Origin of the sequence: Vibrio sp. K4, from assembly GCF_051122595.1 — a bacterium.
In the GTDB taxonomy this organism is placed as follows: Bacteria; Pseudomonadota; Gammaproteobacteria; order Enterobacterales; family Vibrionaceae; genus Vibrio; species Vibrio owensii.
Window position 1 is genome coordinate 104,441 of sequence record NZ_CP178577.1, and the last position, 14,207, is coordinate 118,647.

Genomic DNA, 14,207 nt, shown 5'->3' on the forward strand with positions numbered 1-14,207 from the left:
TAACCAGTTAATTTAGAAATGACATTAGAAAAGCCCCTGTTTAGCTCATCGCTAAACAGGGGCTTTTTCATTATTAGAAGGAAAATCATCTGACACGTCTCGATAGAGAGTGGAAAGATGGTTTTCGTTAGTTATTAGGAAATTATTGATGAAGAGAGTAAACAAGTTTGAAGAAGTCGAAGCACTGCCAATGCCTGATGGTGTGAAAGCACAGTTGCTAGAACACCTGATGGAACCATTCGGCTCATATGACGCAACCAAAGCGTTCTGGGATGAGGTCGGCACTACCTTGTACTTGATTGAGGACAGTGATACCGATGTAACCCTGCAAGAAGAATCTGAGGAAGATCTGCACTTCCTTCGCTTTGTCACTAATTACCCTGAATGGGTTCTGTTATTAAACGACGATGGCTGTCCTTGGCTATTAGCGGTTGCCATAGTGACCATGGAGGGAGCTGGTGTGTACTGTTGCGCTCCAATAAACAGCCCAACATTCCCTGTCGCCAAGCTTGCAGATCAAGCTGAATCTTAATCTCGAATTTAACCTTAATAGTCACTAATAGTATGGAGGTGTCCTATGGCACGTAAACCAAGTAATAAACAAGCAGCATTTGAAGCTGAGGTTGAAACGAAGAATGAAGAAATCACGGTTAAATCTGAGACTGAAACGGATAAACCAGATGCAACTGAGCTGGTAGAAAGCGGAGTAGAGGAAAAAGATACCAATGATCCTAAACCTGCTGAGGTAGATCCTTTCGCTAATGTGGTTCTCGAAGGCAAGGCGAAAAAACTAAGCCCGAAAACAACAAATCATGTGTTCTATGAAGTCTTACATGATGAGGAAAGTCAGCTTTATATCCGTATAGTTGGGAATGAAGGTGGTGGTTTGTTCAGTCGTGAGGTAATAGGCTTAGTTGATTTAATAAGCCTACTTAGTGAGCAAGGAGATAAGCCGTTTAAGAGTACTGTGGTGAAAAGTCTATTCAAATCTGGCTCCGCTAATAACAGCGGTTTCTTGGCTGCTTGTTGTCGTGGCCTTGGTCTTATCATCCAGTCAGAGAAATCAGTCTTCCTTCACGTTCTTGCGCCAGATTTCGAGCAACGCCGTGATGAGTTGCTGTCATTAGTTGACGCTGAGACCAAAGCGAAATAACCCCCAAAGCACATCAATTCTTACCCACCAAGCCAACTCTGGCTTTCATACCGCACACTACACAAGAGTGCTTCCCTAACAACTTAAAAGAGACTTTATTATGAACTTAACTTTTGACGTTGAGCGATTGCTGCTGCCTGTCAGTGTCGATCTTCAAGATGTTTTAAACCGAGTGATCAGTGGATCAGGTAAATGGACACCAATGATCCAATCGATGGTGATTAACTTTCGAGACAAAGCATACTGTCCTGAGAATGGTGGTTATCACCCTGTGGAGATCCGTATCACTAGGCTTAATGACCAATGGGTTTTTGATTACATCACTGACTTTAGTTACTGCGGATTGATGCCTGAACTAGAGAAAGAAATCGACTTTGATTTGGGACATGGTGTGGCTTACATCCGATACATGGGTGAAGTTCCCATTACTGAATCCAGTGTCGCTGAGTTCTATTCGATGTGGGAAACCAATTTTCTCAGTTACATTGGAATGGACTGCTTCGATGAGATAAAAGTCACGGTAGATTAGTCCATCACTAACCAATCAAGTTGAAAGCACCATGTATGCACCATAAAATTCGCCTCTCACTTCCTAGTGAAATCAAGGCTTCCCATTGTTCCATGTAACTCATGGTGTGATGGGAAGCCTTTTTCATTTGGGTAACGTTCTACAACGGATTACTTAAACGTTGCAGTCGGGATTCAGAGGGGAGTGGTTCAATGGAGCTAGAGAAATGGTGTTTTAAACCAAGGGGGAGGATTTTAATTCTAACCAGTCTGGTTGGTTTGTACCGACCTTTTGACATTAATGACTCCCATTGCTTCAACGAGCAATGGGAGTGAGTGCGGTGTTTCCTTTAGGGCGAGTATGGAGAGTGGGTCAGGAGCTCAATTTATCCTGAGTTTGTCTATATTCATCCGTTCTAATTACAGCGCCAAGAGCGCACTTAGTTAATAGTTTACGTTTTGGTGTCGAAAAATGAGCATTTTGAAATTTACTAAGTTTTGAAATGAGTTTCTGCAATAGGTATCTATCACCACTTATCAATCGCTTTTCAGCTATAGCCTTTCCAGTGAGGCATTGAGCTCACGTATTAACTCTAGCTTTAAACTCACCGGGGAGAGCACTTCTACTTTGGGCATCCAAGCCTTGAGAGTCGGTATCACATCACCAAGTTTGGTTACACGAGAGCTGATGAGCAAACTACCGTCCTCTAGCTCTTTCAGTATCTGCTGATTAGGCAGGATCATACCATCAAGAAAAAACTCCGTTATATCCGCATCAACCTGTAATAAGACATCTGCCTTTTCTGCTGTTAACCATTCCATTCCCTGACTGGTGATAGATTCTCGGACTTTGGGGCTAGGATGGTATTTATCCTCACGACGATAAATCTGTGAAATCTTGCTCAGTCTGTACGAATAAAGAATGTCTGAGTGAGTAGCCGCTAAGTACCAGAGTCCACGGTCGTTGACGAGTTTGTATGGGTGAACAGATTCGACAACTTGCCCTTGATAAGCAAGGTCTATGATGGACTTTGAGGTGATGGCATCCGATAAGGTTCTAAATACCACATCAAGTGTTTCTGTATTCTCAGTCCGTGGATTCTTAAATAAGAGGTTCTGATATGCGCTATTGAAGGTGAGTCCTTTGGGGATCATGACCGATAACCCAGATTCGTTCATTATCTTTTGAATATTTGGGACAGTCACTCTACTGACGGGGGCAAGGCGATAACCGTCGTCACCTTTTGTAATAGGTGCTTTGATGAGCCTTTCATTGAAGTCACGGCGCAAGGTCTTTTCGCTGACCTGATAATCCCTCATTAGCTGTTCGATAGAAAGCACCTCACCCATAAATAAACGGGTCAGGATGTCACTTAATCGAAAGGCTAACTTTTCACTCTTATCACTCATTTCTACATCGTAACGGTCGGCTTGGACAGGTTGCGTCCGTTTGATTTTTAAATGAATGAAAACGTTAAGCACCTAGAACTGACATAGGTTTTATAAGCCTTGCGGGTTCTAGGTTTTCCTAATGAAAGCAGAAGGTTGGCGTCGCTGGACACGACCTGTCTTGCTATCCACTGATAATGCTCAGCCACAAATCAATCTTTATCTTATTGGAGAAAAATTATGACGAATATCGTATTCGAACAAACTGATACCGCCGTTCTGACGACGCACAATGATTACTCAGAAGTGTTTGAGTATTGCAAGGCAGCATTGATCCAACTGAAAGGTTCTATCAAGAAAGAAGACGCAAGCAATGGTGTATTGGAAGCTGCTTGGCGTTACGGCATCAACCCGTTTGGATTGTGTGGGACGCTAGTTTTTCGAACTATGGAAGACGGTGCGATTTCTATCACGGTGAAGTCGGGATTTAAAGACAGCTTTAATACCACATCAGCCGTTGAGAAAAAGACGCAGGAAATCATTCAGACACTCATGAATGTGGAAGATAAAAACGTGAGTTCACCAACGTCGACAAATCCACCTTCGTTTAGCTCATCACCTGTAAACCCAAGTCGCAATAAAACGAAGTTGGCTACATCACTATTGGCATTCTTTGTTGGTGGTTTGGGTGGTCATAAATTCTATGCAGGATGTTGGGGGTGGGGGATTGTCTATCTAGTGAGTTGTTTCATCTTACCGGGGCTTTCGGCAATCGTTGCACTTATTGAATTTATTCGAGTTTTAACGTTATCCGCTGAACGTTTCGATGAGAAATATAACCAAGTAACACCGAAGCCGTTCACCTTTATTTGGTAATTGAAAATGTTAAAAATACCATTACTTATTTTCCTTACGGCTTACTCTGTGTCGGTCAATGCCAGTTGGTTTGATTCAGACGATGTTAAAGCGGTAAAAGGAGCAGAGCTTAATGCATGTCCCAATGTCTCCGTTGAGCAGATGATTGATGGCTTTCTTTCCTCTCCATCATGGGACTCGTTCACGACAGAGGGGAGAACGTTTGTCAATATCGAAGGGGGTCTTGAGTTCAATGATAAACCTGTAGATGGCTTAATCCAGTTTGAAGTATTTGAAGATGATTCATTGAACATTAATGCATTTGAGCTTAATGAAATCGCACAGAATCATTTCATGACGATAGCTTTGGTCGAGAAAATGTGTGAATCAGCAAAGCAAGCTCACTCGGTAGTACCTAAATCATTACCGGATAACAAGGTGATTGCGCAAGTTCTATCATTCGAGATGTACGGAGAGGAGGCGCTAAAAATCGAGACGAGCAAGGGCGGTTTCATCATGAATAGTTTTGCCATGTCGAATGATGAGTTCCAACTGCTTGAGAAAGCGAGCTTAAATAAAACAGAGCTATGTTTTGAAGGTGAAGATAGCACATTTAAAGATAAGGTTTCAGCGAGCTGTTTTTAAAGCTTGTTGATAGTGTAAAGGCGATATCAGTGATGGTATCGCCTTTTTTCATTCCTGAAATAAGGAGAGGGTATGCAGAGTAAAGCTGTTTCTATTTATCTACCGGAACGTGACGTTCCACATAAATATGAGGTTGAGTTGAGTATTGAAGGAGCAAAGCGAGGTTGTGTGATTGGCGCGGTGATTGGCTCAAAAGTGCCACATCCACTAGCAACACCCGTAGGTATCATCATTGGCGGGGTTATAGGTGCAGTGCTAGGAAAGCTTGAGTAAAGAGCGAATGAAGAAGTGGAGAATCAATCCGCTTCTTTTTTTCTTACAACCGTTGAATAGGGATAAGTATTGCTCATAGGCTTAAATACCTGAGTATCACTGACTTTAGGAATAAATTTCACAACTGGTTGTGCAATGTAGAAGTGTTGCTGATGTTCGTGTATCTGTTTTTCTTGCTGTGATTCACTTTGCCATTGTTGTGCTTATCCCACTCAAAATTCAGCAATGTACCATTGCACTAATATCAGGTTTTGAAATCTAGCTTGTAAGCTTTCTATTTTCTAACTTCTTACTGGACTTGTTAGACGTTATGTAAGAGTCCATAGTCACCGAAGAACTCCTTTTTGTTTAATATTTGATCATTTAGATAGGTGGCTGAAAATAATTTCCCAAACTTTGTTTTGATTATTCATTCAAAAAGAGGGTGTGCATTTTTTATTCAAAGAAGTTTTACGCCAAGAAGAAGGCGTAAACCATCGTGATTAAAAAGTGGTTATTCATGGTTTTGTTTTTTTAATCAATAATTCTATTTTAAAGCCTTTTAAATCATGGGTTTATGTTGTTTTTGGCTGTTGATATTAAATTTTTAGAGGCTAATATGATCTGACTTTAAACAACACAAAGGCTCATAGCTATGACACATAAGAAGAGTAAGAAAGGATTCATCCAAACCCTTGATGGGCATACTTTGGCATTGAAGCTCATCGCTTCAATTATCCGACTTGAAAACTTATACATACTTCTAGACGGTAAAGGACGTCAAATATCCTATGCCAAGCTGACGGAGAAAGAAGGTAAGACGGTTGCCGTTGCCGATGCTTGCTCTGATGAGGTGATTGACTCAGATAGCTTTATCAATCTGGGTAATGGTAACTACGTCCGCTGCTCTAATGTTGAAGCTGTTGAAATCTGTAATGGTCGTGATCATAAAGGCATTCTGATTCGTGGTGAGGGTGATGCGATACTTGGTTTCTTACCTATTACCCAATCGGAAGCCCGTGAAAAGGTCGCTGATGCATTACATGATGCATTGGTTTCTTATGAAGCCGGAAAGTTTGTAAACCCAGATCTAACTAAAATCTTATCCACTCACCAATCGTAAGAAGGCAAATGATATGAACACTCAAAACCTGAAATACTTAATCGAAATGATCAAAAAATGTGGTCAAGACTGTCCGCAGGGTAATCGCAGAACAATGGGAGGGCTGCTTGCTCACTGTATTGAGAGTTTCGAAGATGAACACGGAACAATGCTGCAATCTGCGTATTTAATGAAATATGTTCGTACCTGTATGAATAACAACGTTGAAAAGAAAGGTGTCGATAGCATTGGCTATTTGCAACTAATCAAGTTTGTTAAGTCATGGGCTCGCACAGCAAAGTTTAATTAAGGATAACATCGCTGTAATACGGTCTAGCAAGCCACTGCCTTCGTGCGCACCATTCTGTACCAGCCTTTTCTAAACTAGTCTCATCTCCGAGCACCTCTTTATTACCAGTCTTTCTATATCCGATAACCGACGAAGTATGTCCGGTCATGGATGTACTTCGTTTTTGTTATACCGAGCTGATGGGTAATTAAAGATGAACATTTTCGAGCAAGAAGCCAAGACCAACTATCAACTTATGCGTCAGACAGACCGTGAAGTTGAAGATTTCTTAGTAAATACATTCTCTAACAACCGTTCCTACATACTAGATGATCAAGTCGCCAAATTTCAGGAAGAGTTGTGCTCTCGTGAGGGTGCGAAGAAAACCGTCAATGAGCAGGTGAAACGTTATTTAGAGGGACTACGTTCTGCGCCATGGGCTGCGATGCGTGGAAAAGGTAAGGCAGTACATATCGCTATTGATTCTGAGTGGGTCTTTAACCCTGAGACGGGGAAAAATGACATTTTATGTTATTCGTATTGTGTTCAGGTCGGTGACAAGTCCTTTAAAGGCGTGAAGCACACGGAGATGGCGAAACTGATTAAGCAGTGTCGTGATCAGGGACTAATGAAAGATGAGGAAATGCTGAAGCGTAAACAACTAGCTAACAGCACCAAGGGCTACAAGGTCAATTTCGACAAGTTCATTCAGGAGTTGCTAATCAAGGCAAAAGCTCGTGGATTTATCGACGAGTGGCCTGAGCATACCTTTATTTATGCTCACTTTTTACGTGCTGACATTGCCTCATTTGAAGAGTTTTGGAATATCGGTGCGAAGAGTAAAAACCATAAGAACTCTTTCACTGCGGTACAAGGCTCGATCACTTCCGGTCGTGGTTCTTATGGCATTGACTTAGCATCTATTGGGCGCAGTAAGTACAAGACTGAAAACACCAAGTTCTATACAGGTTCGAACAATACCTTTGAAACCAAGGTTCGCTTTATCGACACGTTGCTGTTAAGCAGTAAAGCATCGCTTGATGACATCGGCGAGTTGGTGGGCATCCCTAAAATGACACTGGCTGACGGTATGATCTCTCGTATGGATGAACTGTATTGTGAAGATCAGAGCTTGTTTGATCGCTATGCCGTTCGTGATGCGGAAATTGCCTTGAAGTATGGCTTGCAAATGCAGAGGTTCGCACTGGTTGATATGCGTGAAGATACGGGGCTAGAGCTGAAGCAGTTGCCCTCGACACTTGGAAACTTTGCTGTGTCGTTGTTCAAGCATACGTGCGGTGGTGTGAATGAGATGCATGAGTTCTTAGGGTACGAGAAACGTAAGGGTGAGTATTACCATGCTAAGAGTAATGGGACACGCAAATCTGTCACGATAGCTAAGACAGTGAGCCGTGAGTATACCGATGCACTAGCCGTGTCCGCATTCTATGGTGGCGCTAATTTTGGCGCGTACTTTGGTATTACTGAACTGGGTGACTATAACGATTATGACTTATCGGGTGCTTACACTACAGCATTGGTCGATATTCTCGAAGCTGACTACCCGAACTCGTTTGAATCGAAGAACATTGAAGATTATCTCGGTCATACCATGGGCTTTGCTTATGTACGCTTTAAGCATCCAGAGGGTACTCAGTGGGGGCTATTACCGTGTCGTACTGACTTGCGTGGTATTTATTACCCGTTAGAGGGGGCAACGTACGTGACAGCTCCAGAGTTGCAATTGGCTCATGATGCTGGTGTAGAAATTGAGATTCTTCACGGTCAGGTGATCCCTTGGAAACAAGGCTCGGTATCTCAGTTCAAGGCGTTTACTAAGATCATCCGTAAGCAACGTTCTAAGTATAAAAAAGAGGGTAATGAACTATATGACCAACTTTGGAAGTTGATTGGGAATACCCTTTACGGAAAGGTCGGGCAGGGACTTCGGGAAAAGACTGGCTTCGACATATCATCAGGGTTAAGCAGTAAGATCCCATACTCACCAGTGACCAATGCGCATTATGCTGCTCATGCGACGGGCTTTGTTCGTGCCACTATGATGGAAATTATCCGCAAGCTAACGATGGATAATAAGGTTCAAATCGTCAGCGCAACGACAGACGGTTTTCTTACCAATGCTACTCCTGAGCAGCTGGAGCGTTGTCTAGACGGTCCATTAGCAAAACGCTTCCAACGTATCTGTAAAGAGGTCAGTGGTGAAGACATGATGCAACTCAAGCACCATGCCAAGCAAATTATCTCAATGAAGACTCGTGGACAGTTAACCTCGGAACTCGGTAACACCAAGCCAGTATGCGCTAAGGCTGGAGTTAAACCGCCGAAAGGCGTTAACGAGAATGCTTGGATGGTTGAGCTGTTCTTAGACCGTTATCCGAAACAGAAGATTGAACGCAGTCATTTGGCTTCGGCTCGTGATATGTGGTTAAAGGAAATGGACTTGGTCAGCATCCACACGGAGCAAACGCTGAACCTTGAGTGGGACTTTAAGCGTTGCCCCATAAACCCTCGTATGGTGAAAGTTCGTCACCCTGTTAGCGGTGAAATGGTAGAGCATCTATCGTTCGATACCGTTCCATGGAATACCGTTGATGAGGGTTTAGATGCTCGTACTTACTTCGACGAGTTCCGCGTAAACAACTGCTTCAAGACCATGGATGATTGGGATAACTGGATGGACTTCTACAAGGTTCGCCGTTATCTCAAGGGGGCAGGTGTTAAGTACTTAGAAGATGGTTCAGAGGGTATTTTCAAAGTGCAGATGTTACGTGCTATCACACAAGGTGGTTGGAGCTTACCTGCTGTACCACAACGAGCTCCACGAGGTCACTATGACAAGTTGGTAGCGATGTTTGATACTGATGGTATCGAGGGTGTCACCAAGCAAGACTTAGCGAACAGTAAGGGACGTAAGTTGCTTGAATCAGCTTTACCAATGACGACTCGTATGTTGCCACTCTTATCTTGGTTTGTTCGTAAGTATCCGACTGTAGATTTGACCTTGGTATTTCACCCTGAAGAGGTTGATGAAGCTGTAATGATGTTGGAAGAATACAACCTAAAATGCACTGAAAAACTTGTTGCTTAGTATGCGGTAATGAGCTGAAAGCCTGATTTCGTAAGGGATCAGGCTTTCTATTTCATAACTGGTAGTAGCAATGTAGTGATAGCGATTGCTGTCATTCCTTGCTGACGTGGTGATGATATTGCCCCCGTGATGGTTGTACTAATGCTGGAGGATAATTGCAGCAATGTATCCACTGCTATAACTGGTTCTGAAATTGATAGTGTTACATTAAAAGAATAGCTCGTGCAGAGGGATGAATATACTGTATAAGTGTTAATGTGCTCAGTTGAATATCAGTGCTGTTACGCGTAAAATTTGCAAATCTGGATAGCATCAACAATTGATTGAGGAATGTATGCTTAACGAGCTTCGTTTAAAGACTGCAATGGTTTTGCATCAGCTTGAAGAATCTTTAGGGTCTTTTGTGTTGAATGAGGGTAACCTTGATAACTTGAGTGTTGAATCTCTTGAAAATATTCATAAAAGGGAGGCTGCAAAGGGTAGAAAGTTTAACAAAGATTCTATAAAAGATATTGTAGAAGCGACCTACCTTGATGAGTTGTTTGGTTTTGCTTTGGATATTACTGAAGACTCTTCGACTTTAGATTCTATCAACTACCTGTATTCTCTTTTTCATCATCTTGATATATATGAGATTCGTAATGCAGTATCACATCCCAATAGACCATTTTGGGACTGTTACTGGTATCGCGTCGCGTCTATAGCTAGTGATCCTGTTAATGAGATGCTTGGTTTTACGGAAGTGAAGAAAGCGTTGATAAGTGCTGAAGAAGGTGTGATTTCTGAGCCTCCAGAGGAGTGGCTGAATAAAGTCATTTGGGAGATTCCCAACAACCTTCCTGATACATTTGAACATGAATTAACGGGTTTAATTGGGCGAGCGAAGGAACTGCAAGAGTTGAAAAAACATATTTCAAATCCTCGCGTGAATACTGTTGCCTTAGTTGCTCCGGGAGGAGCTGGGAAAACTGCACTTGCTCTTGATTTATTGAATACAATCATATCTACGCCTTCGTATACTAAATCTGTAAATTCTGTCATTTACGTGTCAATGAAAGCGGAAAAACTTACGTCCAATGGTGTAATTCCCCTCAGTGCAATTGAAACCATCCAAGAACTAAAGCAAGCTATCTTAGAAGCTGTAAATGATGTTTATGATGAAGATTACTCTAGCTTTGAACAGGCATTGAAGGATAAGTCTGAAGAGAGGATTTTGCTTTGTGTAGACAATCTAGAAACTTTATTGCGTGAGAGCCCTTCTAGCTTTGATGAGCTCAATTACACCTTGCCTGGAAATTGGCAAGTGCTTGTGACAAGTCGAGTCACTATTTCCAACGCTACAATCATATCTCTAGAAAACTTACAAAAGAAATCAGCAGTCCATTTAGCTCGCACTTATCATAACAAGAGAGGTGGGAGATTTGAGCGTTTAAGTGATTATGAAAAATTAACAGAAAAGTGTTTCCACAATCCATTAGCGATACGGTTATCAATTGATTTAGTTCTTAAAGGGAAAGATATTCCCGAATCTCTAACGGTTGCCAATAAAGAAATTGCTGAATTTTCATACAACAATTTGATCGATGTGTTGACAACTACTGGCGTGGAAATTTTAGAGTGCATTTTTGTTGAGGGATCATCCAGTCGATTGAGTTTATGTGAGCTATTGGGTAAATCTTTAGATGAGGTATCTGAGGGGGTAAGTGAGCTATCACGCACAAGTTTAATAACGCGCTCTTCACACGATGAAGGAGAAAGTTATGCGTTGAATGATTCGGTAAGAGAGTTGTTACTATTATCACCGCGTAACTTGACCATTCGGACTAAAGTGCAAGCGAGTGTTGAAAAACGTAGGGTGCTTTCTAAAGAAATTGACAATAGACAGACTGCTGAAGACTTCCCTGTTTGGCATACTGATCATATAGATAAAGCTACGAATGAAAATTTGAAGATCTTAGTTACTAGCTTTAATAGAGAGTATAGAAAGGCAAGGAAAAATAATGAGTTGGCGATAAGTATTTATCGACGTCTTAAAGATGCGCAGTTTATGCACGATGATAGCGCTTTGTACCATCGTACACTTGCTCGCTCTTTAGAGTTGTTAAAAGACGTTCATTCAGCTGAAAAACATTATAAGAAAGCTCAGCATATTGAACCTGAAAATCCTACTAGCACCTATTTGCTAGGGCGTCTTTACCATGCAACAAAGCGCTATGATATAGCATGTGTACAAATGTCTAGCCTCTTAAAGACTGAATGGATGGAACCTAGTTCGGATAATTTGCAGTTTGGTAAATCTGTATACCAAACCTATTTTTTGTCACTATTGTATGATGGGAAATGGCAACAAGTTCTAGATGAAACAAAAGACTGGAAAAATTCAGACGGATTTAGAAGTACACTAGGAACATATCGGGCTGCTGCATGGAAACGAAAAATGGAGCACACAGTGGATAGTGATAGAAAAGCAACAATGGACTCTCTAATTAGCGCTATTCGAATTCTAGGCGATGTTTTTCGAACTAATGGATACTCAATGCAAGCAACGGTTCAAGCCGCGAAAATATTTGAAGAGATTGAATTTTGTTGTTCGAGAACAAAATATCAATCTGAGTTTAGAGAGCAAACTATTGAGCTCTTGAAATTTGTATTTACCCATATTTCAGGTGTGAATGAGACTTTAACTCGCAAAGATATGTCTCTGCTAATCAAAAAACTTATGAAAATTAATATCTTGGGAAATCCATTTTCCGGGAGAAGTTTTGAGTCTTATGTGGATAGTGTTGAGGCGGTTCTTGATGATGAAGTGTTGAGTGGTGGGTTAGTTGAGGTCGTGATAAAAAGGAGACCTAAAAGCCCTTCTTTCCTTTTCGCTCATGATTCGAAAAACCAAGAGTATTTTTTGCACTACGATAACTTTAAAGATGGAGGTTGGCGTCGTTGGATACATTTGAGTTTAGGGGAGCGTTTACACGTAGTTCCAGAGCTTGAAAATGTGAAGCGCGATAAAGCTATCGATACAAAAGAGATTTATTTAGTTGATTGATATTAGCTTCATCATCATCGGACGCTTGAACCTCACGCCCGTAGCAACGAGATTTTGAATCCGAAAGTGACCAAGGAGATTCATGGTGCATTCATGGTCTTTTATCGCTGATTTACCAAGTTAGATGGCAGACTGGACTGTGATGGGATCTTCTTTGTCACACTTTGTGGCGAAATTATCAGCAAACGATAGTTATTTAAGGTTTTTCTGCTTGCGCAGGTCAAAAGCTTACGTATAATGCCAACCATCAAAGGGCAATAGCCCAGAGATGCCGGTGTGGTGAAATTGGTATACACGACGGATTCAAAATCCGTTTCCTTCGGGAGTGGCGGTTCAAGTCCGCCCACCGGTACCATATAAAGAAAGGTCGCTTTTATAGCGGCCTTTCGTCGTTTTAGGTGTTTGAAAGTATTCGAATTTTCAGAAGCTTAGCTCATTTCCCTTTCCTTGTTATCGACGCTTTTCTCGCTCCATTTTACTCCCTTTATCCGTCTTAAAATTTCTCCCATGGTCCATATATGGTTCATCGCATGACGATTCTGTGCGCAAGGGAATCCCAGTAAATCCAACAAATGCAAAAAACAGCCGTCGTGAAAGCCAGTATTACCAAGGGCTTCGAGCGAGAAGAACCATGGTACGACCATGGTGACTTTACGGTGCTATGCGGTTTTGGTTTTTCTTCTATGGGACAACTGATCGTTTTGATGGATATGTCGAAAAGTCGGTTTTAGGCGGTTTTGCAGTGTGCTTTGGAAGGGCATTGGGGTATTTATGTATGAATGTTGTACTTAAGTCAAAGATATGTATATGAAATCAAATTATTATCTATTGATGTCAATCAGTATGGATATGTATGGTAATGGCACAATCAGATGAAGTTTCTCAGTTTTTAGACTTTCTGGTAGATGCAATTTTGATTGTTGATCAATACTCTAATATTGTGTTTGCGAATAAGTCATGTGCTCTGTTATTTGGTTATGAAAGAGATGTATTGTTAACTCTTAGGCTGAACGACTTGATGCAACCGAATGTTGTCAATCATCACGATGCGAAGGTTAGTAACTTTGTACTTAACCAGTCACAAGCAAGAGCTATGATGTCTAGAAGTATTGTGCCTTGTCGAAATTCTAGTGGTGATGGGTTTAACGCCGGGATTTCTATAGCAAACATTGTCTTTAATGGCATGCAATGCGGGATAGCGACTTTACATGATTACTCTAGAGTTCAAGAGTTAATTGATGAGCTAAAGGAAGAGGCAAATACTGACGCACTAACAGGCTTATTTAATAAGCGTCACCTTGAGAGTGTATTGGAAAATCAGTCATTAAGCGTACTTGATTCTGGCTGCTTGGGGGTTGCCTATCTTGATTTAAACGGATTTAAGTTAATTAATGATACGTTTGGACATGATATTGGTGACCAGCTTCTTGTTGAGATATCTACTCGCTTGAAAGGGAAGTTACGTAGTAGTGATATCTGTTTTCGAGTCGGTGGGGATGAATTCCTTATATTGTTTAATATTAATGACCACAAGAACTATGAACAAGAAGCTAAAGGCATAGCTAATAAACTACATGAACTAATTTCAGAGCCTGTTTCAGTCGATAAGGTCGATGGTGATATTGCGGTTGGAGTCAGTATTGGAATTGGCATTTATCCGCATGATGACCGTGAATTATCAGTGTTAATAGATAAGACGGATAGAGCTATGTATGTAGCTAAAAAACAAAAACTACCGTATGTGCTTACTTCAACTTTAAGTTGATCTGTATTAGTAAATAAAGTGATTGATCGTTTTGATTGGGTTGTCGTTAAGCCTTTTGTCATGGGCGTTGTTGGGTAGTGTGTGGTTAGTTCGTC

Annotated in this window: 13 protein-coding genes and 1 tRNA gene; 13 read left to right on the plus strand and 1 reads right to left on the minus strand. The window is 41.4% G+C overall.

Going from position 1 to position 14,207, the window contains the following annotated elements; all coding sequences use genetic code 11:
- The first annotated feature begins 148 nt into the window (after window positions 1-148).
- The 3 genes from ACLIIY_RS00450 (at window position 149) to ACLIIY_RS00460 (ending at window position 1,682) form a co-directional block, all read left to right on the plus strand.
- Entirely contained in the window at window positions 149-532 is a 384-nt protein-coding gene (locus tag ACLIIY_RS00450) for a hypothetical protein (protein WP_102591095.1), read from the plus strand.
- 45 nt (window positions 533-577) lie between these two features.
- Window positions 578-1,153 (plus strand): hypothetical protein, encoded by a 576-nt coding sequence (locus ACLIIY_RS00455; protein ID WP_102591096.1) that lies wholly within the window; start codon window positions 578-580, stop codon window positions 1,151-1,153.
- 100 nt (window positions 1,154-1,253) lie between these two features.
- Window positions 1,254-1,682: a DUF2787 family protein gene (locus tag ACLIIY_RS00460; RefSeq protein ID WP_102591097.1), complete on the plus strand. Its 429-nt coding sequence runs from the start codon at window positions 1,254-1,256 to the stop codon at window positions 1,680-1,682.
- A gap of 530 nt (window positions 1,683-2,212) precedes the next feature.
- Here ACLIIY_RS00460 and ACLIIY_RS00465 read toward each other — a convergent pair.
- Window positions 2,213-3,070 (minus strand): helix-turn-helix transcriptional regulator, encoded by an 858-nt coding sequence (locus tag ACLIIY_RS00465; RefSeq protein ID WP_102591105.1) that lies wholly within the window; start codon window positions 3,068-3,070, stop codon window positions 2,213-2,215.
- A 219-nt stretch (window positions 3,071-3,289) separates the two neighbouring features.
- Between ACLIIY_RS00465 and ACLIIY_RS00470 the strand changes: the two genes are divergently transcribed.
- The 10 genes from ACLIIY_RS00470 (at window position 3,290) to ACLIIY_RS00515 (ending at window position 14,112) form a co-directional block, all read left to right on the plus strand.
- On the plus strand, window positions 3,290-3,925 hold the full coding sequence (locus ACLIIY_RS00470; RefSeq protein WP_216361665.1) for a TM2 domain-containing protein: 636 nt from the start codon (window positions 3,290-3,292) through the stop codon (window positions 3,923-3,925).
- A 6-nt stretch (window positions 3,926-3,931) separates the two neighbouring features.
- The gene (locus ACLIIY_RS00475) at window positions 3,932-4,549 is read left to right on the plus strand and encodes a hypothetical protein (RefSeq protein ID WP_102591098.1); all 618 of its coding nucleotides are present in this window, start codon (window positions 3,932-3,934) and stop codon (window positions 4,547-4,549) included.
- A gap of 72 nt (window positions 4,550-4,621) precedes the next feature.
- Entirely contained in the window at window positions 4,622-4,822 is a 201-nt protein-coding gene (locus tag ACLIIY_RS00480; protein ID WP_102591099.1) for a glycine zipper domain-containing protein, read from the plus strand.
- A 634-nt stretch (window positions 4,823-5,456) separates the two neighbouring features.
- Window positions 5,457-5,924 carry a hypothetical protein gene (locus ACLIIY_RS00485; RefSeq protein ID WP_102591100.1) on the plus strand — a complete coding sequence of 156 codons (468 nt, stop codon included), beginning with the start codon at window positions 5,457-5,459 and terminating at the stop codon, window positions 5,922-5,924.
- Window positions 5,925-5,937: 13 nt separating this feature from the next.
- On the plus strand, window positions 5,938-6,213 hold the full coding sequence (locus tag ACLIIY_RS00490; protein WP_102591101.1) for a hypothetical protein: 276 nt from the start codon (window positions 5,938-5,940) through the stop codon (window positions 6,211-6,213).
- 193 nt (window positions 6,214-6,406) lie between these two features.
- A complete protein-coding gene (locus tag ACLIIY_RS00495) occupies window positions 6,407-9,301 on the plus strand; it encodes a DNA polymerase (protein WP_102591102.1) in 2,895 nt (964 codons plus the stop codon).
- Between the two features lie 334 nt (window positions 9,302-9,635).
- On the plus strand, window positions 9,636-12,347 hold the full coding sequence (locus tag ACLIIY_RS00500; RefSeq protein ID WP_253254379.1) for a tetratricopeptide repeat protein: 2,712 nt from the start codon (window positions 9,636-9,638) through the stop codon (window positions 12,345-12,347).
- Window positions 12,348-12,617: 270 nt separating this feature from the next.
- Window positions 12,618-12,702 (plus strand) — tRNA-Leu (locus ACLIIY_RS00505).
- A gap of 217 nt (window positions 12,703-12,919) precedes the next feature.
- A complete protein-coding gene (locus tag ACLIIY_RS00510) occupies window positions 12,920-13,078 on the plus strand; it encodes a hypothetical protein (RefSeq protein WP_023585693.1) in 159 nt (52 codons plus the stop codon).
- A 128-nt stretch (window positions 13,079-13,206) separates the two neighbouring features.
- Window positions 13,207-14,112, plus strand: a complete 906-nt coding sequence (locus ACLIIY_RS00515) for a sensor domain-containing diguanylate cyclase (protein WP_158500929.1) — start codon at window positions 13,207-13,209, stop codon at window positions 14,110-14,112.
- Window positions 14,113-14,207: the final 95 nt, after the last annotated feature.

What these genes read in the sequence shown, in the direction of transcription:
- ACLIIY_RS00495 (WP_102591102.1), top strand. Translation starts at nt 6,407, where the DNA reads ATGAACATTTTCGAGCAAGAAGCCAAGACCAACTATCAACTTATGCGT.
- ACLIIY_RS00490 (WP_102591101.1), top strand. Translation starts at nt 5,938, where the DNA reads ATGAACACTCAAAACCTGAAATACTTAATCGAAATGATCAAAAAATGT.
- ACLIIY_RS00470 (WP_216361665.1), top strand. Translation starts at nt 3,290, where the DNA reads ATGACGAATATCGTATTCGAACAAACTGATACCGCCGTTCTGACGACG.
- ACLIIY_RS00480 (WP_102591099.1), top strand. Translation starts at nt 4,622, where the DNA reads ATGCAGAGTAAAGCTGTTTCTATTTATCTACCGGAACGTGACGTTCCA.
- ACLIIY_RS00460 (WP_102591097.1), top strand. Translation starts at nt 1,254, where the DNA reads ATGAACTTAACTTTTGACGTTGAGCGATTGCTGCTGCCTGTCAGTGTC.
- ACLIIY_RS00475 (WP_102591098.1), top strand. Translation starts at nt 3,932, where the DNA reads ATGTTAAAAATACCATTACTTATTTTCCTTACGGCTTACTCTGTGTCG.
- ACLIIY_RS00510 (WP_023585693.1), top strand. Translation starts at nt 12,920, where the DNA reads ATGCAAAAAACAGCCGTCGTGAAAGCCAGTATTACCAAGGGCTTCGAG.
- ACLIIY_RS00515 (WP_158500929.1), top strand. Translation starts at nt 13,207, where the DNA reads ATGGCACAATCAGATGAAGTTTCTCAGTTTTTAGACTTTCTGGTAGAT.
- ACLIIY_RS00455 (WP_102591096.1), top strand. Translation starts at nt 578, where the DNA reads ATGGCACGTAAACCAAGTAATAAACAAGCAGCATTTGAAGCTGAGGTT.
- ACLIIY_RS00465 (WP_102591105.1), bottom strand. Translation starts at nt 3,070, where the DNA reads ATGAGTGATAAGAGTGAAAAGTTAGCCTTTCGATTAAGTGACATCCTG.
- ACLIIY_RS00450 (WP_102591095.1), top strand. Translation starts at nt 149, where the DNA reads ATGAAGAGAGTAAACAAGTTTGAAGAAGTCGAAGCACTGCCAATGCCT.
- ACLIIY_RS00500 (WP_253254379.1), top strand. Translation starts at nt 9,636, where the DNA reads ATGCTTAACGAGCTTCGTTTAAAGACTGCAATGGTTTTGCATCAGCTT.
- ACLIIY_RS00485 (WP_102591100.1), top strand. Translation starts at nt 5,457, where the DNA reads ATGACACATAAGAAGAGTAAGAAAGGATTCATCCAAACCCTTGATGGG.